The organism is Bradyrhizobium sp. HKCCYLS3070 (genome assembly GCF_051167575.1).
In the GTDB taxonomy this organism is placed as follows: domain Bacteria; phylum Pseudomonadota; class Alphaproteobacteria; order Rhizobiales; family Xanthobacteraceae; genus Bradyrhizobium.
In genome coordinates, this window is the sequence record NZ_JBNPTI010000017.1 from 1 (window position 1) to 21480 (window position 21480).

Annotated in this window: 15 protein-coding genes; 5 read left to right on the forward strand and 10 right to left on the reverse strand. The window is 66.2% G+C overall.

Features of this window, described 5'->3' with window-relative positions:
* The first annotated feature begins 572 nt into the window (after window positions 1–572).
* The 3 genes from ACQR03_RS30610 to ACQR03_RS30620 all read left to right on the forward strand — a co-directional run bounded on the left by ACQR03_RS30610 (window position 573) and on the right by ACQR03_RS30620 (window position 3722).
* Window positions 573–1160 carry a hypothetical protein gene (locus ACQR03_RS30610; protein WP_316191780.1) on the forward strand — a complete coding sequence of 196 codons (588 nt, stop codon included), beginning with the start codon at window positions 573–575 and terminating at the stop codon, window positions 1158–1160.
* Between the two features lie 143 nt (window positions 1161–1303).
* Window positions 1304–2407 (forward strand): ferredoxin, encoded by a 1104-nt coding sequence (locus ACQR03_RS30615; protein ID WP_316191781.1) that lies wholly within the window; start codon window positions 1304–1306, stop codon window positions 2405–2407.
* A gap of 55 nt (window positions 2408–2462) precedes the next feature.
* Entirely contained in the window at window positions 2463–3722 is a 1260-nt protein-coding gene (locus ACQR03_RS30620; RefSeq protein ID WP_316191782.1) for a 2Fe-2S iron-sulfur cluster-binding protein, read from the forward strand.
* A 203-nt stretch (window positions 3723–3925) separates the two neighbouring features.
* On the opposite strand, the gene ACQR03_RS30625 is transcribed toward ACQR03_RS30620, so the two are convergent.
* From ACQR03_RS30625 to ACQR03_RS30670, 10 genes are all read right to left on the reverse strand, one after another.
* Window positions 3926–5098 carry a fumarylacetoacetate hydrolase family protein gene (locus ACQR03_RS30625; protein WP_315715735.1) on the reverse strand — a complete coding sequence of 391 codons (1173 nt, stop codon included), beginning with the start codon at window positions 5096–5098 and terminating at the stop codon, window positions 3926–3928.
* 85 nt (window positions 5099–5183) lie between these two features.
* Window positions 5184–8165: an autotransporter outer membrane beta-barrel domain-containing protein gene (locus tag ACQR03_RS30630; RefSeq protein ID WP_434842213.1), complete on the reverse strand. Its 2982-nt coding sequence runs from the start codon at window positions 8163–8165 to the stop codon at window positions 5184–5186.
* Between the two features lie 266 nt (window positions 8166–8431).
* Window positions 8432–9385, reverse strand: coding sequence for a DMT family transporter (locus ACQR03_RS30635; RefSeq protein ID WP_316225576.1), 954 nt, complete (start codon window positions 9383–9385; stop codon window positions 8432–8434).
* Window positions 9386–9580: 195 nt separating this feature from the next.
* Complete coding sequence (locus tag ACQR03_RS30640) at window positions 9581–10420, reverse strand: aldo/keto reductase (protein ID WP_315754168.1); 840 nt, start codon at window positions 10418–10420, stop codon at window positions 9581–9583.
* A gap of 212 nt (window positions 10421–10632) precedes the next feature.
* Window positions 10633–13323 carry a nitrate reductase gene (locus tag ACQR03_RS30645; protein ID WP_434842214.1) on the reverse strand — a complete coding sequence of 897 codons (2691 nt, stop codon included), beginning with the start codon at window positions 13321–13323 and terminating at the stop codon, window positions 10633–10635.
* Between the two features lie 19 nt (window positions 13324–13342).
* On the reverse strand, window positions 13343–14557 hold the full coding sequence (locus ACQR03_RS30650) for an NAD(P)/FAD-dependent oxidoreductase (protein ID WP_410051210.1): 1215 nt from the start codon (window positions 14555–14557) through the stop codon (window positions 13343–13345).
* A 5-nt stretch (window positions 14558–14562) separates the two neighbouring features.
* The gene (locus ACQR03_RS30655; RefSeq protein ID WP_315754172.1) at window positions 14563–14988 is read right to left on the reverse strand and encodes a globin family protein; all 426 of its coding nucleotides are present in this window, start codon (window positions 14986–14988) and stop codon (window positions 14563–14565) included.
* Between the two features lie 82 nt (window positions 14989–15070).
* On the reverse strand, window positions 15071–15865 hold the full coding sequence (locus ACQR03_RS30660; RefSeq protein WP_315754246.1) for an ABC transporter ATP-binding protein: 795 nt from the start codon (window positions 15863–15865) through the stop codon (window positions 15071–15073).
* 9 nt (window positions 15866–15874) lie between these two features.
* Window positions 15875–16783, reverse strand: a complete 909-nt coding sequence (gene ntrB, locus ACQR03_RS30665) for a nitrate ABC transporter permease (RefSeq protein ID WP_315715730.1) — start codon at window positions 16781–16783, stop codon at window positions 15875–15877.
* A gap of 64 nt (window positions 16784–16847) precedes the next feature.
* Window positions 16848–18164 carry a CmpA/NrtA family ABC transporter substrate-binding protein gene (locus ACQR03_RS30670; RefSeq protein WP_315754174.1) on the reverse strand — a complete coding sequence of 439 codons (1317 nt, stop codon included), beginning with the start codon at window positions 18162–18164 and terminating at the stop codon, window positions 16848–16850.
* A 679-nt stretch (window positions 18165–18843) separates the two neighbouring features.
* Here ACQR03_RS30670 and ACQR03_RS30675 point away from each other — a divergent pair.
* Window positions 18844–19677 carry a formate/nitrite transporter family protein gene (locus ACQR03_RS30675; RefSeq protein WP_315754176.1) on the forward strand — a complete coding sequence of 278 codons (834 nt, stop codon included), beginning with the start codon at window positions 18844–18846 and terminating at the stop codon, window positions 19675–19677.
* Window positions 19678–19746: 69 nt separating this feature from the next.
* A complete protein-coding gene (locus ACQR03_RS30680; RefSeq protein ID WP_315754178.1) occupies window positions 19747–21477 on the forward strand; it encodes a bifunctional protein-serine/threonine kinase/phosphatase in 1731 nt (576 codons plus the stop codon).
* The last annotated feature ends 3 nt before the right edge of the window (window positions 21478–21480 follow it).

Here is a 21480-nt window from a genome sequence, read left to right on the forward strand (position 1 = left end):
GCTTCTAACCATCCTGAATGCCATGATGCGCGACCGAAAACCTTATGCGATCACTCCATCAACATAACAGTTGCCGGATCTGCGCGTGCTGCGCGCGCTTGTCCGGGACGACAGCGGAGAGCCAAGCGAGACTTTCGGCCATCTCTGGCGCTCGGCCATGAGAGACCTCGCATGAGCCCCTCTCCCTGCGCAGTCATTCCGGGGCGCCCGCAGGGCGAGCCCGGAATCCATAACCACGATCGTGCGTATGGATTCCGGGCCCGCGCCGCTGCGCGACGCGTCCCGGAATGACGACGTTTGTTGTGTCATCGGGTTTGCCACAATCATGAGTCCAGGACCGACCTGGATGGTCACATGCGTTCTTACTCCCGCGGCGCGTTGCGTCCGGGTGATGCTGATATCATCGCCCTTATGACGTGAAGGGCGCAGGGAAGGCCGGGCGCTGGCCGCGCCCGTGGCCCGCCTGCGGAAAAAAATGCAGGCGGCAGGTACCACAGGTCTGGCCGAAGACACCCGGCCTTCCCTGCGCGATGGTTTTGACGGCTGCTTCGCGTTCTCCCCGGTGCGCCGGCTTGTTGGCCACCGTGCGCAACGACGCACTTTCCGCGCGCCGCCGCGGCGACACCAGCATCGGGGTGCCAGGACCGCGCGACTTGACCGTGCGTGCATCGTCGTTCGTCCGCGCGAATGATCACGCTGCAACGACACACGCCCATCGCATTCCGCTGCCGACGTCCATGACGACCGCGATACGTCCCCTCCGACGCAACGGAACAGGCGGGACTGTAATGCTGATTTCACGAAATCGGCAAGCGGTTTATTTTTCGGCGCAGGGCTGGACAGGATTCTCCACGCACGACCCGATTTGCCCGACGGGCAGCTTTTGCATGCCGCATCTCACGCACGCGTGCCTTGATCGCGCCTGCGATCTGTCACGGCGAAGGCAGTCATTGATCCAGATCAAACATCATCGAAAACAGACCTCGATCCAGATCAAATCCTTGATGTTCCTCGATTTGATCCAGATCAAACGGCCGCAGGCCGACCGCAGCATGGCCCAGGGACGTCCATATTGGCCGTCAAAAAGCGCCACATCTCGCCGTCAGATTCTGCGTCACAGCATGCGCTGCGACACGAAGTCACAGGGATTGCGGGACTAACAACTCCGCACCTGTGAACGTGACGTCGGCGCGATCGTGAAGACCAACTCGCGTCCTGGAAAGCAATGCAGAACAACAGCGCTCAACGTTCGCCCCGACACGACTACGCTTCGCAACATCGAGATGCCCGGCCGCTCGCGCATGTGGCGGTGAAGGTGGCCCCCGCCAGGTATCAGCCGGCCGCACAGCCCGGCAGCCGCAGCACCGGACGGGCTGAGCGCCGGTTCTGGCTGACGATGCAGACGGTGATGCTGGTCGTCGGCGTTCTGCTGGTGAACCTGCTGCTGTTTTTTCCTGCGCTCGGCATCGCGCTGATGTGGAATCTGCTGATTCCCGTCGCGCCCGCCCTGGTGACGATCTCGCCCGGCCTGTGGCGCAACATCTGTCCGATGGCGACGTTCCATCTGCTGCCGAACAAGATGGGCATCTCGCAGAACATCCGGATGCCGGAATGGGGCGCGGCGACGCTCGCGGTGATCAGCGTGACCTTGCTGTTCATCGTCGTGCCGATGCGACGAATCGGACTCAATGTCGACGGTCCGCTGACGGCGGTCATGCTGCTGTCGGCCGCGGTCATGGCATTCGCGATGGGCTCTGTGTTCGAAATGCGCTCGGGCTGGTGCACCTCGCTGTGTCCGATCCACCCCGTCGAGCGGCTCTACGGCACCAACCCTGCCCTGACCTTCAAGAATGCCCGCTGCAACATCTGCGAGGCCTGCAGCAATCCGTGTCCCGACTCCACGCCCGAGCTGACGCCGACGGCGGGCGTGCCCACCAAAGTCCAGCAGTTCCTCGGCAACTTCCTGATCGGCAGCTTCCCCGGCTTCGTCTGGGGCTGGTATCAAGTGCCGGACTATCCGCCGCAGCAGGTCGACCAGGCCGCGATCATCACCGCCTATCTGTGGCCGCTGGGCGCCGCGCTCGTCAGCTACGTCGTCTTCAGGATCGGCGAGCATATCCTGCGCTACAGGCCCGCCGCCCGCACCCGGATGCATCGCATCTTCGCGGCCGCCGCGATCAGCACCTACTACTGGTATCGCCTGCCCGGCCCGGCATCCTTGCTGCCGGACTGGTTTCCGCTGGTCTCGCATCTCATCACGACGCCGTTCTTCTTCTGGTTCCTGGTGCTGCGTTCGCCAAAGGTGAGCTGGCTGAAGCGGCCGGTGATGGCGTCGAACTACTGGTCGAGCCGGTTCGAGAGCACCGCCAACAAGAATCTCATCCGCGTGTCGCCCGGCAAGGCGTGAATCCCCGCGGTCTCATCCCACCATCGTCACAGCGTATCCGATCGAGGAGTGAACCATGTCGAACTTCAGGACCGTCACCGTCAAGGGCCGCCAGTTCCGCGTCCGCGCGGGTGACGTGCTGCTCGATGGCGCGCTCGCCAACGGCGTCGAGATTCCGTTCGACTGTCGCGCCGGCACCTGCGGCACCTGCATGGTTCACGTCTCCAGGGGCCAGACGGTGTGCGGCGAGACGCATACGCAGGGCATGATCTACGCCTGCCAGGCGCGCGTCGTCTCCGATCTCGACGTCGAGCTGGAGGACGTGCCGGAAATCGACACCAGCAAGGCGCGGCTGGTCGGCCTGCGCGAGGTCGCGCCCGACATCATGGAGCTGATGATCGCTCCGGAGAAGAGCATCAGCTATCTGCCCGGGCAGTACTTCAAGTTCACCTTCAACGGCTATCCGGCACGCGCCTACAGCCCGACGGCGTCGTTCGACGGCCGCATCGGCGGCCGTGTCATCCATCTCAACATCAAGCGCGTGCGTGGCGGCCGCGTCACGACCGCGCTCGGCAGCGGCATTCGTCCCGGCCATCGGCTGCGCATCCAGGGGCCGTATGGGCATGCGTTCCTGCGCCCGGGCGGCACCGGCCGTCTCGTCCTCGCCGGCAGCGGCACCGGCTTCGCGCCGATCTGGGCGATCGCCGCGATGGCGCTGCGCGAGTCCCGCAACCGGCCGATGGTGATCATTGCCGGCGCCAAGAAGCTGCCGCAGCTCTACATGACGCCGATCCTGGCGCAATTGGCGCGGCTGCCGAACGTCACGATCATCCCGACGGTCGAGGAAGGTCCGGTCAATCATCCCTCGATCCGCACCGGACGGATCGAGCCGCACATGCCGACGCTGACGGCCTCCGACGTCGTCTATGCCTGCGGCTCGCCGCGCATGGTGACCGCGCTCGCCGGGATGGTCGAGAAGGCCGGCGCGACGTTCTATGCCGACCCGTTCGATTCCGCGCCACCGGAAGCGCCATCTGGCCTGATCGGGCGCATCAAGACGCTCGTGGCGCGACGTCCGCCCGAGCCTGAGCCGGGCCGTGACGGCGGCAGGGGGCGTGACGCGTCGCTCGATCCGTTCGAGCGGGCGCTGTCGCTGGTGCCGAAGGATCCGATCGACGACGATCTGGGCCTGCGCCGGTCGGAGCCACGGCGCAGCACGGCCGCCGAACGCGACCACGCACTCTCGCTGGTGCGCGAGCGCGCGCTGGGCGACGCCTCATCGCTGCAGGAGCGTCCGCGCCGCGCCGCCAGCCAGATGGCCTCGGGGCATGTGTGAGGTGACGCAGGAGTCCCCCAGTCTCTCCGTCACTCCGGGGCGCTCGCGAAGCGAGCGAGCCCGGAGGCCATAACCACGAGCCCGCGTGATGGAGCGCGATCGTAACTCAGGCCGTCTGCCTCACGAGCGCTGCGGCGTATGGATTCCGGGCTCGCGCTGTCGCGCGCCCCGGAATGACATCGTGGGTGTGGAAGCTGCGTGCCTCAGATCAGCTTCCGCCGCGCCAGGCTGCGCATCAGCGCACCCACGCCGAAGGTCCACGGCTCGCATTCGTCGCTGTTGCGCATGCGGTTGACGAGACGGCCGAGTTGGGGCGCCGAGATGGTGACGATGTCGTCGCGCTTGTGGGTGAACCCCTGGCCCGGTGCGTCGCGATCCTTGACGGGCGCGAACATCGTGCCGAGGAACAGCGCGAAGCCGTCGGGATATTGATGCACGGCACCGATGGTCTGGGCGACGAGGTCGGTCGGATCGCGGCTGATCTTGCTGATGGAGGAATGGCCGTCGAGCACGAAGCCGTCGCTGCCGGTCACGTTCAGCGCCACGTCCATCTTGCGGACGTCATCCAGCGTGAAGGTCTTGTCGAACAGGCGCAGCAAGGGGCCGATGGCGCAGGAGGCGTTGTTGTCCTTGGCTTTCGACAGCAGCAGCGCCGAGCGGCCCTCGAAGTCGCGCAGGTTGACGTCATTGCCGAGCATCGCGCCGACGATCCGGCCGCGGCTCGACACCGCCAGCACGACCTCCGGCTCCGGATTGTTCCAGGTCGATTTCGGATGCAGCCCGGCATCCATGCCGGTGCCGACAGATGACAGCGTCGGCGCCTTGGTGAAGACCTCGGCATCGGGGCCGATGCCGACCTCGAGATATTGGCTCCAGGCGTTCTGCTCGATCAGCACCTGCTTGAGGTGCATCGCCTGGTCGGAGCCGGGCTTCAGCTTGGAGAAATCGTCGCCGACCAGGCGCACCACCTCTTTCCGGATCGCCTCGGCCGAGGCCGGATTGCCGCGCGCCCGCTCCTCGATGACGCGCTCCAGCATCGAGATCGCGAAGGTGACGCCGGCCGCCTTCAGGACCTGCAGGTCGACCGGTGCCAGCAGCCATGGCTTGGCCGGATCGCGGCGATCCGGCGGGGTGTTGGCGAGGATGGCGGCGAGGTCGCCGATGCGCTGCCCGCCCATGCCGCGCAGCGCCGTCGCCGGATCATCCTGCTCGCACAGCGCGCTGACGGTGGGGAAAGCCGAGGTGACGTCATAAACACCGTCATCGCGCACCGCGACCACGGCCGGTCCGTCCACGTCGGGGCGCCAGACCCGGCCAACCAGCGTGCCGCTGGTGCCGTCGTCGGGCAGGACGGTCTCGGGCGTCAGGTTGATCATGGCGTCGTGCTCCCTGTTGTTCTTGTTGCTCAGCGCACCCCTAGCATCGGTGCACGCCGGCTCCAAGCCACACGACGTCGCGCGATCACCAACTGTAGCGCACCACGCCCTTGCCGGCGTAGGAGCGGCTGATGGACGAGAATTCGCCTTCGAAGGTGGCGGCCGCCGACCAGCCGTTGCGCCAGGCGATTTCGGCCGAGGCCGTGGTGAGCGCGAGGTCGCGCGACTGCGCGGCGCCGTTGACGACGAAGCTCGTGCCCGGCAGCGCCTGGAAGCCCGCGGTCATGGTGCGATCGGGGTTGAAATTGTGCGCCCAGGCGGCGCGGCCGCGCAGCGACAGCATGCCGTCGGCGAGCGCAAACGACCGGTCGACGCGCGCGCCGAGCTCGGTGCGCGCGTCCGTCACGGTCTTGCCGGCATAGCTCAGCGCGAAGGTGCCCGCGCCGGAGAGCACCTGCTCGGCATAGGACGGCAGCACGTAAGCCGTCGCCTGGCCGCCGAGATAGGGCGTGATCCCGCCCCACGGCGTGGCATAGCGGCGGCCGCCCTCGAGGCGGGCCGAATAGGCCGACGCATCGAAGCGGGCGCGGAGCTGGTCGACGCCGGCGACGGTCACGGTGCGGTCGGTGGTCACGTCGTGCCAGCCATAGGCGAGCGCCGCGGAGAGATAGTCCGGACCACTGCGATAGCGGGCGAAGGCGCCGGCCTGGAACAGGTCGGAGCGGCCGCTGCCGCCGCCATTGACGCCGAAGCTGGTGCCGCCGCCCGACAGCGCGAAGCCGGCCAGCCAGTTCGGCGACACGATGTAATCGGCGCCCGCGGCGAAGCCGACCTCGCGGATGGTGGCGTTGTTCGAGCCGAGCGCGGCATTGCCGTCGGCGAACGAACCGCCACCGAACGGCGCCGCCCAGGTGCTCCAGCGCTCATCGAAGCGCTGGGCCGGTGTGGCCTTCACCGGCATGCGGGCGAAGGCATCGCGCGGCGCGGCGCCCTGTCCTGCGTCGGCGAACGCTGCAGCCGGACCAGATGCGTTCGCGCTGCGCCCGGCGACAAAGGGATCGGTCATCAGGCCAAGGAAGATATTCATCGAGTCGAACATCGCCTGCTGCGAGGCGGTGGCGATCTCGCCGGACGCCTGTGTCAGACCGGCTGGGGTCAACGCGCCGAAAGCGAGCGGGATGCCGCCGGTGCGGTTGAAATAGCCGGTCGTGGTGTCCGTGACGTTCTGCTGGTTGGTGTTGGTCCCGGCCGTGCCGAGCGTCAGGTTCAGATAGACGTTGTCGGCGTCGTAGCTCAGGCTCGAAGAGAAGTTGGCCGGCAGGTTGGTGTTGATCAGCGTGTTGAAGGTGCCGCTGATGCCGCCGGCGGCGTTGACGATCGTGTACTGCTTGTTGACATAGCTGCCAGGGGCGAACGCCGCCTGCACGGTCGCGCCGCCGAGCGTCGCGGTGCCCGTCACGTTGACCCGGTCGGCATTGGCCGGCGACACCTCGACCATGTAGCTCGCGGCCGCCGTGAAGGTGAGGCTGCCCTGCACCGTGAGCAGCCCGATCGAATTGCCCGGCGCGAGCGCGCCGCCATTGACCAGCGTGCTGCCGACGATGCCGTTGCCGCCGAACGTGCCGCCGGCATTCACGGTGACGCTGCTGCCGGCGATGGCGCCGTTGACGGCGAGGATGCCGCCATCGACCGTGGTCGTGCCGGTGTAGGTGTTGATGCCGGACAATATCAGCTTGCCGCTGCCGACCTTGGTCAGCGAGCCTGGGCCGATGGTGCCGCACCCGCAAGGATCGGTGTCGCCGATCACGCCGGAGACCTCGGTGGAGAGATTGTTGCCGCCGACCACCAGCGTGTTGAAGGCGCCGATGTAGTAGTTGCCGGAACCCGCCAGCGAGCCGGCGGTGATGCGGCCGTCGCCATTGACACCCACGCTACCGGAGAAATCGACCACGCCGGTGCCATTGGTGACGAACTGGGCGGTGCCGCCGGTCGTATTGTCGAGGAAGCGGGTGCGGCCGCCATCATTGGTGATGATCGTGGCGGAGCCGGCGCTGGCGTGATCGAAGAACAGCGTCGATCCGCCGTCATTGGTGGTGACGGTCGCGTTCGCCGCGGTGGAATGGGCGTTGAACTGGACCTGGCCGTTCATGTTGTTGATGATGGTGGCATTGCCGGCCGACGGGGTGTCGCTGCCGAAGCCGATCCCGAACATCACGTACGAATTGCCGCCATTGGTGATGACCGCATTGGCGGCCGTGGCGGCATTGACGAACGCCAGCATGCTGAACGTATCGTTCGTGATCGTCGCATTGCCGGCGCTGGTGTTGGCGTTGAACAGCGTGCGGCCCTGATGGTTGGTGATCACGGCGTTCCCCGCCGTGGCCGTGTCGGTGCCGCCGGCGACGCCGAACGCGGTCGTGGCGATCGACTGGTTCACGATCGTCATCGCACCGGCGGAGCTCGCGCCGAGGAAGTTGGTGGTGCCGCCGTCATTGGTGAGCGAGGTGATGCCGGAGGTGTCGGCCCTGACGATGTTGAAGATGCCGAAATTCGACACGTCGCCGATGATGCGGGCGGTGTGGGTGGCGTCGCCGAGTTGCAGCGTCGCGACGCTGCCGATGAAGGTGCCGCCCGAATAGGAGTTGGTGCCGAGCAGAATCGTGGTGCTGTTGCCGAGCAGCTCGGCGCGCACGCCGGCAACGGTCTCGCCGAGATTGTTGCCGATCATGATCGTCTGGCCGGAATTGGCGTTGTTGATGAAGCCCCAGCCGGAGCCGGCGACGCCGAAATTCACGTCGGCGCCGCCAATCGAATAGGACTGGGCGTTGCTGAGGAAGATCCAGGAATCCGGATTGATCGGCGCGGTGACCGTGATGGTCGATGCGCCGGTGGCGCCGAACAGCGCCTCCTGGCCGCTCGATGCCGGCGGCGCGCCGGCCGGCGGGCTCTCCCAGTTGGTCGAGAGATTGTAGTCGGAGGTCGCGGTGGACGAGCCGGTGCCGCCCCAGGTGTAGTCGGTCTGGGCCAGCGCCGACGTCGTCAGCCCGAGCCCACAGAGCCCGAGCATGAGCCCCAGCGCGCCCCACACGGCCCGCGCCGTCCGACACACCGCCGTTTCGACCCGCCTCCGCACGCAATCCCCCGATCTTGCTCTGCACCCGTGATGCAATCCAAGACCTAGCAGGCGCACGGCGCCCGCCGAGATCGACGGCGCTCCTGTTTCTTGTTTGAAATCAGTGCGTTACACGTTTGATCGTGGGTGTAGCGGACACGCAACGCATCCACCCAAAAAGTCGCTCCCCCGTAATGGCCCGGGGGCGTGCGACCGATGGCTCACGGATTCGGCGAGCTCTCGCCGGCGACCTGGAGCAGTTGCGAGCGGCGGACGCGCTCGCGATGGGCGGTGTAGAGGCCGCTGGAGACGATGAAGGCGGCGCCGACGATGGTCCAGACGTCCGGCACCTCGCCGAACACCAGGAAGCCGAGGATGCTGACCCACAGGAGCTGGGTGTAGGAGAACGGCGCCAGCACCGAGGCGTCGGCATAGCGGAATGCCAGCACGACGATCCACTGCCCCATGGTCGAGGCGACGCCGACCAGCACGCCGAAGCCGATGTCCTGCCAGGACGGCGTGGTCCACACGAACGGCACGATTGCCGTGAGCACGCAGACGCCGGCAATCGAGGAATAGGTCATGATGGTGATGGCGTGCTCGCGGCCGCTCATCATCCGCGTCATGATCAGCGTGCAGGCCCAGGCGAACGCCGAGACGATCGGGAACAGCGCGGCAAGATGGAACGCGCCGGTGCCGGGGCGGAGGATGATCAGCACGCCGCACAGCCCGACCGCGGTTGCGACCCAGCGGCGCAGGCCGACCTTCTCACTGAGGAAGATGATCGACAGCGCGGTGACGAACAGCGGCGCGACGAAGCCGGTCGCGGAGGCCTCGGCGATCGGCAGATAGCGTAAACCGGTGATGAACATCAGCGACGAGCCGAGCAGCGCAACGCCGCGCAGCAGCTGGAACTTGAGCTGCTCGGTGCGCATCGCGAACAGCGGCGAGCCCGGGATCATCGCCGGCACCATGATCAGCGAGAAGACCACGAAGCGGATCCAGGTGATCTCGATCGAGGGCAGCGTCTTCGAGAGATATTTCGCGGTGACGTCCGAGGTGCCGAGGAACACGGTCGACAGCAGGATCAGCGCGATGCCGCGGAACGGCCGGTCGGCCCGCGCGGGCGCGCGCTTGCGCTGAGCCTGCGGCTTCTCCTGCACGGATGTCGGCACATCGTCGAGGCGCGCGGCGGCGGCCGCACTCGGTGGCGGGGTCACGGTCGAACTCGGACGTTTGGAGACAGGACGATTCGGTGAGTGGCGACAAAACGCCAATCGCGACGCCGCGACAACCCATCGAAGCGGGCAGCACTTATGCGTTGCTACGCGCCGGGGTAGCAAACATCCGTAATTTTCCGTGATGCTGCATTACAGCATGGGCAGCCCACGCGGCTTCGGCCCGCGCGGAAAGGCGCGATCGATTGCGGCGATCTCGGCCGCGGTGAGCTCGATGTCGCCGGCCGCCGCATTCTGCTCGGCATGCCCGGGCCGCGACGCCTTGGGGATCGCGAACAGCGACGACGCCCGCGTCAGGAAGGCCAGCGCGACCTGGCGCGGCGTTGCACCATGCTGCTCCGCGATCCGCTGCAGCACCTCGCCGCCGGCGCCGCGGCGTTCCGGAAAGTCGTCATGGCCGAACGGCGAGTAGGCGACCACGGCAACACCATGCTGGCCGCACCACGGGATGACGGCATGCTCGATGGCGCGCTCCTGCAGATGATAGAGCACCTGGTTGCAGGCGATCTTGCCCTCACCTGCGACCTCCAGCAATTCGTCGAGATCGTCGACGTCGAAATTGCTGACGCCCCAGGACGCGATCTTGCCGGCCGCCTTGAGCTCCTCGAACGCCGCCACCGTCTCCGCGAGTGGATAGGAGCCCGGCCAGTGCAGGAGATAGCAGTCGAGCCGGTCGGTCTTCAGCCGCTTCAGCGAGCGCTCGCAGGCGGTGACGGTGCCCTTGCGCGAGGCGTTGCTCGGCAGCACCTTCGACACCAGGAACACCTCGTCGCGTCGGCCGGCGATGGCCTCGGCGATGACGAGCTCGGCATCGCCATACATCTCGGCGGTGTCGATGTGGCTCATGCCGAGATCCAGGCCGCGCCGCAGGGTGGCGATGGCGCGGCTGCGATCGGCGTGGTCGAGATACCAGGTGCCCTGCCCGATGACGGAGACGCCGCCGCCGCCGGTTCCGAATGTCTTGTGCTTCATGCGGGCGAGCATAGAGAATGAGGCACGCGGCGTCGATTGGGTGCCCTCCCTGCTCAAGGCATCTGACACGCCTCCACACCCACGTCATTCCGGGGCGACGCGTCAGCGTCGAACCCGGAATCCCGAGCTTGTCTTGCGCTGTTTCATTTCCACCATGTCGAGATTCCGGGTTCGAGGCCGTTGGCCTCGCCCCGGAATGACAGTGTTCTCGGCTAGCTCGCCGCCGCGATGGGCGGGGCGTCCGTGGCCGTCTGCGCGATCAGCCGCTTCATCTCCGGAATGCACGAGCCGCAATTGGTGCCGGCCTTGAGCTGCGCGCCGATGGCGGCGGGCGTGCGCGCACCTGCCGTGATCGCATCGCAGATGGTGTCGCGGCCGACGCCGAAGCAGGCGCAGACGATCGGGCCGCCGCCGACGCCGTCGGGCGCGCGGCCGGACAGCAGCGTGCGACGCTGGTCGTCGTCGAGGCGGTCGGCGGCGAACATCGTCTTCACGACGTTCCAGTCGCCAGCATCATGGCCGGGGCCGACGAACAAACAGGTTTCGATGCGATCGTCGGCGAACGACGCGGCGCGATAGACGCCGCCGCCGACATCCATGTAGTCCGTGACATCGTCGGTGGCGCGCGCCTTGAACCAGGCCGGCCAGCGCGACAGATCGCCGTTGTCGGCGACCAGATAGCCGAAGCCGCCCTGCACCGTCGCGCGCGCCCACCACAGGTTGGACGGCAGCGTGAGCTCGTTGCGCGACAGGATGAAGCCGCGGAATACGTACTCATAAGAACTGATCGCAGCCGGGGTCGCCTTGGCCTCGGGCTGGCCGGAGAACGGATCGGTGTAGGAGGCGACCAGCGCGCCGACGCGGCCATGCGATGAGTTGGTGGCGCTCCAATGGATCGGCGCGAACAGCATGCCGCGCTGCTGGCGCTCGCTGACGACGACCTTGAGGATGCACTGGCCGTGCTCGGTCGTGACCTTGGCGAAACCGTCATGCATCAGGCCATAGCGCAGCGCGTCATCCGGGTGCACCTCGACGAACGGCTCCGGCAGATGCGCTGATAGCCGCGGGCTCAAGCCGGTGCGCGTCATCGTGTGCCACTGGTCGCGGATGCGACCGGTGTTCAGGCGCAGCGGGCGGGCGGCGGTGGTCTCGCCGCGCAGCGCCGGCACCTCCGGCGCGACGAAGCGCGCTTTGCGATCGTTGGTGAAGAAGGCGCCTTCGGCGAAAAAGCGCGGCTCGGGCGGCCTGCCCGCGCGCGCCGGCCATTGCACCGGCGCCATCGCGTCGTATTCGTCGTCGGTGAGCGTCGCCAGCGCGCCGATGTCGAAGTCGCGCGTGCCGTCGTTCTCGAACGCCGACAACGCCGCGTGCTCGCGGAACACGTCCGCCGCAGAGTTGTAATTGAAGGCGCCCGCGTGGCCGAGCCGTTTGCCGACCTCGCTCAGGATCCACCAGTCCGGCATGGCCTCGCCGGCCGGCGCAAGGAAGGCGCGCTGGCGCGAGATGCGGCGCTCGGAGTTGGTGACCGTGCCCGATTTCTCGCCCCAGGCCTGCGCCGGCAGCAGCACGTGGACGCCAGCATCGACGGTGTCGTTGGAGCGGACGTTCTCGGACACGACGAGCAGCTCGAGCTTCTTGAGCGCGGCGCGGACCAGATCGGCGTCCGGCAGCGACACCGCGGGGTTGGTGCCGATCACCCACAGCGCCTTGATCTCGCCGCGCGCGATCGCCTCGAACATCTGCACCGCCTTGAGACCCTCATGGGTGGCGATGTCCTTGGCCTTCCAGAAGCGGCGGACGCGGTCGATGTCCGGCGGCGTGAAGCCCATGTGGGCCGCGAGCTGGTTGGCGAGCCCGCCGACCTCGCGGCCGCCCATCGCATTGGGTTGGCCGGTCAGCGAGAACGGCCCCATGCCCGGCTTGCCGATGCGCGCGGTCGCAAGATGGCAGTTGAGGATCGCGTTGACCTTGTCGGTGCCCTGCGCCGACTGGTTGACGCCCTGCGAATAGAGGGTGACGACCTTGGGAGTATCGCGGAACAGCTTGAAGAAGGCGGCGACGTCGACCTCGGACAGGCCGGTGGCGAGCGCGGTCGCCGCGGCGCTGCCGGCGAGGCTCCGGGCGCGGGCCAGGGTCTCGTCGAAGCCGCCGGTGTGAGCGTTGATGTAGTCGTGATCGAGCGCACCGCTGTCGGCGAGATGCACCAGCAGGCCGGCGAACAGCGCCGCATCCGCGCCGGGCTTCAATCCCAGGAACAGATCGGCTTCGCTCGACGTGTCGGTGCGACGCGGATCGATGACCACGAACCTGGCGCCGCGCGCCTGCTTGTTGGCCAGCATGCGCTGGTACAGCACCGGGTGGCACCAGGCGGCGTTGCTGCCGACGAAGACCAGCAGATCGGCCTGATCGAGATCCTCATAGGTGCCGGGCACGGTGTCGGCGCCGAAGGCACGGCGGTGGCCGGCGACCGACGAGGCCATGCACAGCCGCGAATTGGTGTCGACATTGGCCGAGCCGAGAAAGCCCTTCATCAGCTTGTTGGCGACGTAGTAGTCCTCGGTCAGCATCTGGCCGGAAAGATAGAACGCCACAGCGTCTTCGCCGTCGCGGGCGACGATGTGCTTCAGCCGGGTCGCGACGTGATCGAGCGCATCGCTCCAGGCCACCCGCTGCATGCCGCCCTTGCAGCGGATCATCGGGTACAGCAGGCGGCTCTCCAGCCCGAGCGTCTCGCCGAGCGCCGAGCCCTTGGAGCAGAGCCGGCCGAGATTGGCCGGATGCGAAGGATCCCCGGAGATCGCCGCGCCGCCGCGACCGTCGGGCGTGGCGAGCACGCCGCAACCGACGCCACAATAGGGACAGGCGGTGCGCACCATCGGCAGCTTCGGATCGAGCGTCGTCATCGTCGTGCGTGGCCCCTTCTCACGCTGCCTGCGGCCGCGCCCCCGCGCGGCCGAACATCATCGCTGTCCGGATCGCTGCGACCGGTTCGCGGCTCCGGATCAGGTCGCGATACCACAACGCGTCCTGAGTCTCACCGATCAGCACGGCGCCGGTGAGGCGTCCCTCGGCGATGACGAGCTTCTTGTAGATGCCGCGCCTGGCGTCGTTGAGCACGATCGCCTCGCTACCCTCGGCGCCCATGAAGTCGCCGGCCGAGAACACCGACACACCCGACACCTTCAGATTGGTCGAGACGACACTGCCGCCATAGGCCGCCTGGCGGCCGGCGAGATGCCGCGCCAGCACCCGCGCCTGCTCATAAGCAGGTTCGACCAACCCATAACAGGTGCCGCGGTGCTCGGCGCATTCGCCGAGCGCGAAAATCCCGGGCGCCGAGGTCTGCATCGCGTCGTCGACGACGATGCCGCGGTTGACCGCGAGCCCCGCCTCCTTCGCCAGTGTCACATTCGGCCGGATGCCGGCCGCGAAGACCACGGCGTCGGTGGCGAGGCGCCGCCCATCGGCCAGCTCGACTCCTTCCACGCGACCATCGCCATGGATGGCCGCGGTGCTGGCATTGAGCAGAACCTCGATGCCCTTGCGCGCCACCAGCGCCTTGAGCAACGCGGCGGCCGGCGCATCGAGCTGCCGCTCCATCAGCCGGTCCATCAGATGCAACAGCGTCACCCTGGCGCCGGCACGCGCCAGGCCATAGGCCGCTTCCAGCCCGAGCAGCCCGCCGCCGACGACCACCACGCGCCCCTTCTTCGCCGCCAGCGCCAGAAGCACATCCGTGTCCCGGCTGTCGCGGAATGTGTGCACACCCGGCAGATCGGCGCCCGGCACCGGCAGCCGCAGCGGCAGCGAGCCGGTGGCGAGGACCAGGCGCGAGAACGCCACGTTCTCGTCGTTCTCGATCCGCAGTTCGCGACGGCCGACATCGATGGCGGTGACGCGCGCACCGTATTTCAACGTTACCCCGCGCTCGCGCCACCAGGCCGCCGGCTTGAGCTCGATCTCGTGGGACGCGGCCTCGCCGGCCAGCACCGACGACAGCAGCACGCGGTTGTAGGCGAGCCGCGGCTCCTCGCCGATGACGGCGATCGCGTAGCGGCCGAGCGCAGTCTGCGACAATTCCTCGACCAGCTTTGCGGCAGCCATGCCGTTGCCGACGATGACGAGCGGTTCACTCAAAGCGCCTACTCCGCCGCCTGCGCCTTGCCATGGGCTTCCGCGATCATGTAGCCGGACAGCGTGCCGTAGGCCGCGGTCCAGGCATCGGCGACATCGGGCGTCCAGCCGCCGCCAAGTCCCTTCTCGAGGGTCCACAGCAGCGCGGCGCCGACCACCGGATAGTGCTCCGGCTTGGCGCCGTAATCGACGTGGCGCTTGGCGAGCGCGCTTGCCGCCGGCAGGATCGCGGGCAGATTCGTCAATCCATTGACGACGACCGCCAAGGTCGCCATCAGCTTCTTGCGCTGCTCGGTGAGATCGTCGGGAAACATCGCGCGCACCTGCGGCGCGACCTCGAACAGCCGATCGTAGAAGATGGTCGCGGCCTGATCGGAGATCGGCGCGACCCTGGCAAAGCTATCCTGAACCAATGCGATCTGAGACGGCGTCATGGGAAATCCTTATGATGGAAACGAGAACCCGTTAGTCGCCCGACGCGGAGAGCGGTTCGATGCGCTCTCCGCTTTCCAATCGTCACGCCGCCTCGACGTAGCGATGCCGCTCATACAGGAACTCCAGCACGCGCTGGCGACACTTGACGTAGGTGGCGTTGGTCGCCAGCTCGAGCCGCTTGCGCGGCCGCGGCAGGGCGACCTCGAGCACCTCGCCGATATGCGCGCTCGGGCCGTTGGTCATCATCACGATGCGGTCGGACAGCAGCACCGCCTCGTCGACATCGTGCGTGATCATCAGGATGGTGTTGCCGAGCTTCTGGTGCAGCGCCATCACCGAGTCCTGCAGATGCGCCCGCGTCAGCGCGTCGAGCGCGCCGAACGGCTCGTCGAGCAGCAGCACTTTCGGCTCCATGGCGAGCGCGCGGGCAATGCCGACGCGCTGCTTCATGCCGCCGGAGACCTCGTTGGGCCGCTTGTCCTTGGCATGGGCCATCTGCACGAGATTGAGATTGTGCATGGTCCAGGCGTCGCGCTCGGCGCGGGTCTTGGTCTTGGCGAACACCTTGTCGACGCCGAGCCGCACGTTCTCATAGACCGTCAGCCAGGGCAGCAGGCTGTGGTTCTGGAACACCACGGCGCGGTCGGGCCCCGGCGAATTGACTTCGCGCTCCTCCAGCAGCACGCCGCCGGTCGTAGCCGTGGTGAGCCCCGCCACGATGTTGAGCATCGTCGACTTGCCGCAGCCGGAATGGCCGATGATCGAGACGTATTCGCCCTTGTTGATCGAGAGGTTGATGTCCTTCAGCACTTCGGCGGTGGCGGTGCCGCGGGTGAAGGTCTTGTCGACGTGGTCGAGCTTCAGATAGGCCATGATCTCTACCTCTCAATTCGTCGCGGTGCCGCGGGTGACGATCTTGCCGACGACCGCAATCAGGCGGTCGAGCACGAAGCCGATGATGCCGACATAGAACAGCGCCAGGATGATCTCGCTGATATGCGAGGAATTCCACGCGTCCCAGATGAAGAAGCCGATGCCGACGCCGCCAATCAGCATCTCGGCCGCGACGATCGCGAGCCACGACAGGCCGATGCCGATGCGCAGGCCGGTGAAGATGTAGGGCGCGGCCGCCGGAATCATGATCTTGGCGAAGAACTCCAGCGGGTTGAGCTGCACCACCGCGGCGACGTTGCGATAGTCCTGCGGAATGTTGCGGATGCCGACCGCGGTGTTGATGATGATCGGCCATACCGAGGTGATGAAGATGACGAAGATCGCCGACGGCTGGCCGTCGCGGAACGCCGCCAGCGACAGCGGCAGCCAGGCGAGCGGCGGGATCGTGCGCAGCACCTGGAAGATCGGATCGAGGCCGCGCATGGCCCACACCGACTGGCCGATCAGCGTGCCGACACCGACGCCGACGACGGCAGCAATCGCGTAGCCGAAGGCGACGCGGCGCAGGCTGGCCTCGAGATGCCAGAACAGTCCCTTGTCGATGCCGCCATGATCGAAGAACGGATCGAAGATCAGCTCGCGGGTATCGCTGAACACCCGGGAGGGCGGCGGCAGCGCCGAGCCGGCCCGGCGGCAGACCAGCTCCCAAATCAGCAGGAACAGCGCCAGCACGATCAACGGCGGCACCACGCGCACCGCGGCCTCGCGGGCCATCTTTCCATAGCGTTCGGCTTTCGGCGCCTGCTTGGGCGTCATGGTCACGATGGACGCCGAGGTGGACGCCGCCGCGGTCGGCACGACCTGGGGAGCGCTATCGTTGGTCAACGCTGGCATGGACATCGGAAATCTTTCTCCGTGCAATGAGAGAGGCCGCGCGCCTTGCGCGCGCAGCGGGAGGTCCTGATCAGGCGTCGACGCGCTTGATCGACAGCGACTTCAGGTAGGCGGCGGGATCTTCCGGATCGAACACCTTGCCGTCGAAGAAGGTCTCCTTGCCGCGCGACTTGGAGGTCGGAATCTCGGCGGCTGCGACGTTCATCTCCTTGGCGGCCTCGCGCCAGATGTCCTCGCGGTTGACCTTGGCGATCAGCGACTTGGCGTCGAAGCCAGCCTCATACTTGCCCCACCGGATGTCCTCGGTGATGAACCAGAGATCGTGGCTCTGGAATGGATAGGACGCGAAGTCGCGCCAATACTTCATGATGTGCGGCGAGTTCTCGACGACCTTGCCGGTACCGTAGTCGAACTTGCCGGCCGTGCGTCCGGCGACGTCCTCGACCGGGCAATTCATCCACTGCCGCTTGGCCATGATGGTCGCAAGCTCCTGCTTGTTCTCCATCTTGTCGGCCCACTGCTGCGCTTCCATCACCGCCATCGTCAACGCTTTCGCGGCCTTCGGATATTTGTCGACAAAGGCGGCGCGCATCGCGAAGGATTTTTCGGGATGCTTGTTCCAGATCTCGCCCGTCGTGACGGCGGTGTAGCCGATACCCTGGTTGACGAGCTGCGCATTCCACGGCTCGCCGACGCAGAAGCAGTCCATGGTGCCGACCTTCATGTTGGCCACCATCTGCGGCGGCGGCACCACGATGGTCTCGATGTCCTTGTCGGGATCGATGCCGCCGGCGGCGAGCCAGTAGCGGATCCAGAGATCGTGGGTGCCGCCCGGGAAGGTCATCGCGGCCTTCACGGACTTGCCGGAGGCCTTCTTCTTCTCCAGCGCGGCTTTGAACGGCGCGGTATCGAGGCCGAGCTTGAGGTCCGCATATTCCTTGCCGACCGAGATGCACTGCGCATCGAGATTGAGCCGCGCCAGAATGTACATCGGCGTCGGCTGGTTGTTCTGCGTCACCTTGCCCGAGGAGATCAGGTACGGCATCGGGGTCAGGATGTGCGCGCCGTCGATGCCGTTGCCTTCAGAGCCGAGCACGAGATTGTCGCGCGTGGTGCCCCACGAGGCCTGCTTCTGTACGTCGACGTCGGGCATGCCGTATTTGGCGAAGATGCCCTTGTCCTTGGCCACGAACAGCGGACCGGCATCGCTGAGCGCGATGAAGCCGAGCTTGGCGCTGGCGACTTCCGGCCCCGCCCCCTGGGCGAACGCTCCGCCCGGCAAGTTCAGCTTCGCGGCTGCTAGCAGCGCAGCCGTGCCGGCGCCCGCCTTGAGAAGCTGACGACGGCTGAAGCCGTTGCGGCGAGCAGGATTGGCAGTCTTCGTCATGAGTGCTGTCGTCCTTTGTCTGAAGAGCGCTCGATGGGTGAAAAGGCCGTCCGTTGCGGGTCGCTGCGCCACGCACGAAGGCGCGTGTTCCGAGGTGGCCTCGGAAGGGGCAGCGTCACGATTCGGATGAGGATTGCGCGGACGGCATCGATGGCGTCGCGAATGCTCTTTCAAGCTTCGTGCCAACGCATCAATTTTGAATTTACAAGTAAATTCAATCGTTTAACTGCACACAGCAAATCCATCAGAGGCAGAAGGCCGCATCCAAAATTTGCGATTCGCCCACTTTGTGTGCGCCGCACACAAAGCGGGCATGGCGCGATTGTTCCATGAGCACCAGGGCAGCAAATCAGCCCTTTCAAGCAGCCGCGGCCCGGACGTCCAAACGTAATCGATTGAAATCGATGATCTTTTGATTGGCGTCAAAATTGGCACAGGCATTGCTTCGACGCCTACAAGTCAACGATGACTGCGGTTCGCCGGACTGTCGAGGCCGATGGCGCCTGATCTCCGGGACGGACGCGCGCTCGCGACCGGGGTCACCTCGGCGCGGTCGTCGTGACGCCCTTCCCCGCATTCGACATCCGATCCGCCTGCCCGTGGCGATGTCCCGCGAGAGCCAGAACCTCTCGCAAGGCAGCGCGCAATCTATTCCCGAGAGCAAACAAAGGACGTTTGAATGTCGTACCTCGCGCCTTCAGAATTCGTGACCAAGATGGTGGACGCAGGTGAGTCCAAGATCTTCATGTCGACCCGGGACACCGTCATCCGCGCCTACATGGCTGGCGCGATCCTGGCGCTCGCGGCCTGGTTTGCCGTCACCATCAATGTGAACACAGGCCAGCCGATCATCGGCGCGCTGTTGTTTCCGGTCGGCTTCTGCATGCTCTATTTGCTGGGCTTCGATCTGCTGACCGGCGTGTTCGTGCTGTCGCCGCTGGCGCTGATCGACAAGCGTCCCGGCGTGACCCTCGGGGGCGTGCTGCGCAACTGGGGCCTCGTCTTCATCGGCAATTTCGCCGGAGCACTGACCGTTGCCTTCATGATGGCATTCGTGACCACGTTCGGCTTCACGCAGGAGCCGGACAAGGTCGGCGCTGTCATCGGCAATATCGGTGAAGGCAGGACGCTCGGCTACGCGGCGCATGGCGCGGCCGGCATGGCGACGCTGTTCATCCGCGGCATGCTGTGCAACTGGATGGTCTCCACCGGCGTGGTCGGCGCGATGATCTCGACGACGGTCCCGGGCAAGGTGCTGGCGATGTGGATGCCGATCCTGGTGTTCTTCTACATGGTGTTCGAGCATTCGGTGGTGAACATGTTCCTGTTTCCGTCGGGGCTGATGCTCCATGCGAAGTTCTCGATCATGGACTACCTGATTTGGAACGAGATCCCGACCGTGCTCGGCAATCTCGTCGGCGGTCTCTCGTTCACCGGCCTGACGCTGTACGCCACCCATGTCAGGACGCAGCCGAAGCGTGATGCCAAGATCGCAGCCCGCGTCGCGGCTTGATTTCCGTCTCCCTTGGAGAGCCCGGCTTCAGTTAAGGTCGGGCTCTCCTCAAATCGCTCGATAGCCCAAATGCCATTGCGGATCACCATCGGAGCGCATTCCGACAAAGGGCAGAAGCCGGGCAACCAGGACTTCCACGGCGCACTGATTCCCGATGAGCCGGCGCTCAGCCTGAAGGGCATCGCGATCGCCATCGCGGACGGGATCAGCAGCAGCGAGGTCAGCCACATTGCGAGCGAGTCGGCGGTCAAGAGCTTCCTGACCGACTATTACTGTACGCCGGATGCCTGGTCGGTGAAGACCTCGGCGCGACGCGTGATCGCCGCGGCCAACTCCTGGCTCTACGCCCAGACCAGAGCCAGCCAATACGCCTATGACCGCGACAAGGGTTACGTCTGCACGCTCAGCGCGATGGTGATCAAGGCGGCCACGGCGCATCTCTTCCATATCGGCGATTGTCGCATCTATCGCCCCGCAGGCCATTCGCTCGAACAGCTCACCGACGATCATCGCGTCATCATCTCGTCGCAGCAGAGCTATCTGGGGCGTGCGCTCGGGGTCAATCCCGAGGTCGAAATCGACTATCAGGCCATTCGGATCGAGCGCGGCGACATCTTCGTGCTCGCGACCGACGGCGTTCACGAACACGTAGGCAAGCGTTTTGTCGCCAACGTGTTGAAAGAGAATTCCCACGACCTCGACCAGGCGGCCCGTATCATCGTCGCTGAGGCGCTGGCGCAGGGCAGCGCGGACAATCTCACGATCCAGATCGTGCGGATCGACGAACTCGGTGCCGGCGATGCCGCCGAGATTCCGGTCCAGGCCGAGCAGCTGCCGCCGGCGCCGCTGCTGGACGCGCGGATGATCTTCGAGGGCTACCGGATCGTGCGCGAGATCCACGCCAGCAGCCGCAGCCACATCTATCTGGCCGTCGACGTCGAGACGGAGCTCGCCGTCGCCCTCAAGGTGCCTTCGATCGACCTGCGCGGCGACCCGGCCTATCTCAAACGGTTCCTGATGGAAGACTGGATTGCGCGGCGGATCGACAACCCGCACGTGCTGAAGGCCTTCCCATCGACGCGTCGCCGCGATCATCTCTACGTCGTCACCGAATTCGTCGAAGGCCAGACCCTGGCGCAATGGATGATCGACCATCCCAAAGCCGATCTCGATACCGTCAGAGACATCATCGAGCAGATCGCCAGGGGGCTGCAGGCGCTGCATCGCAAGGAAGTGCTGCACCAGGATCTGCGGCCTGCAAACATCATGATCGACCGGACCGGGACGGTGAAGATCATCGATTTCGGATCGGTGCGGGTCAGCGGCGTGGTCGAGGCCGATCCGGCTGCCGACCACGACAGCATCCTCGGCACCCAGCAGTATACGGCGCCGGAATATTTTCTCGGCGAGGGCGGCTCCGAATGGTCCGACCAGTTCTCGCTCGGCGTGATCGCCTACCAGATGCTGACGGGCCGGCTGCCCTACGGCGCGCAGATGGCACGTGCACGAACCCGGGCGCAGTTTCGCAAGGTGCTTTATCACCCGGCCTCCGGCGATGACCAAACCGTCCCGCTCTGGATCGATGGCGCACTCCGGCGCGCCGTCCATCCCGTCGCCGCCAAACGTTACGAGAGCCTCTCGGAATTCGTCTTCGACCTTCGGCACCCCAATCCCGCCTATATCGGCGGCGGCCGGACGCCCCTGATCGAGCGCAATCCGCTGCTGTTCTGGAAGGCGACGACTGCGCTGCTCGCGATCGCAGTGATCATCCTGCTCGCGGCTCGCCACGGCGGCTGGTAGGCG

Bases quoted from the DNA above. Each gene is read 5' to 3' on its own strand.
- ACQR03_RS30620 (WP_316191782.1), top strand. From the start codon at position 2,463: ATGTCGAACTTCAGGACCGTCACCGTCAAGGGCCGCCAGTTCCGCGTC.
- ACQR03_RS30675 (WP_315754176.1), top strand. From the start codon at position 18,844: ATGTCGTACCTCGCGCCTTCAGAATTCGTGACCAAGATGGTGGACGCA.
- ACQR03_RS30640 (WP_315754168.1), bottom strand. From the start codon at position 10,420: ATGAAGCACAAGACATTCGGAACCGGCGGCGGCGGCGTCTCCGTCATC.
- ACQR03_RS30645 (WP_434842214.1), bottom strand. From the start codon at position 13,323: ATGACGACGCTCGATCCGAAGCTGCCGATGGTGCGCACCGCCTGTCCC.
- ntrB (WP_315715730.1), bottom strand. From the start codon at position 16,783: ATGTCCATGCCAGCGTTGACCAACGATAGCGCTCCCCAGGTCGTGCCG.
- ACQR03_RS30655 (WP_315754172.1), bottom strand. From the start codon at position 14,988: ATGACGCCGTCTCAGATCGCATTGGTTCAGGATAGCTTTGCCAGGGTC.
- ACQR03_RS30670 (WP_315754174.1), bottom strand. From the start codon at position 18,164: ATGACGAAGACTGCCAATCCTGCTCGCCGCAACGGCTTCAGCCGTCGT.
- ACQR03_RS30680 (WP_315754178.1), top strand. From the start codon at position 19,747: ATGCCATTGCGGATCACCATCGGAGCGCATTCCGACAAAGGGCAGAAG.
- ACQR03_RS30625 (WP_315715735.1), bottom strand. From the start codon at position 5,098: ATGATCAACCTGACGCCCGAGACCGTCCTGCCCGACGACGGCACCAGC.
- ACQR03_RS30630 (WP_434842213.1), bottom strand. From the start codon at position 8,165: ATGCTCGGGCTCTGTGGGCTCGGGCTGACGACGTCGGCGCTGGCCCAG.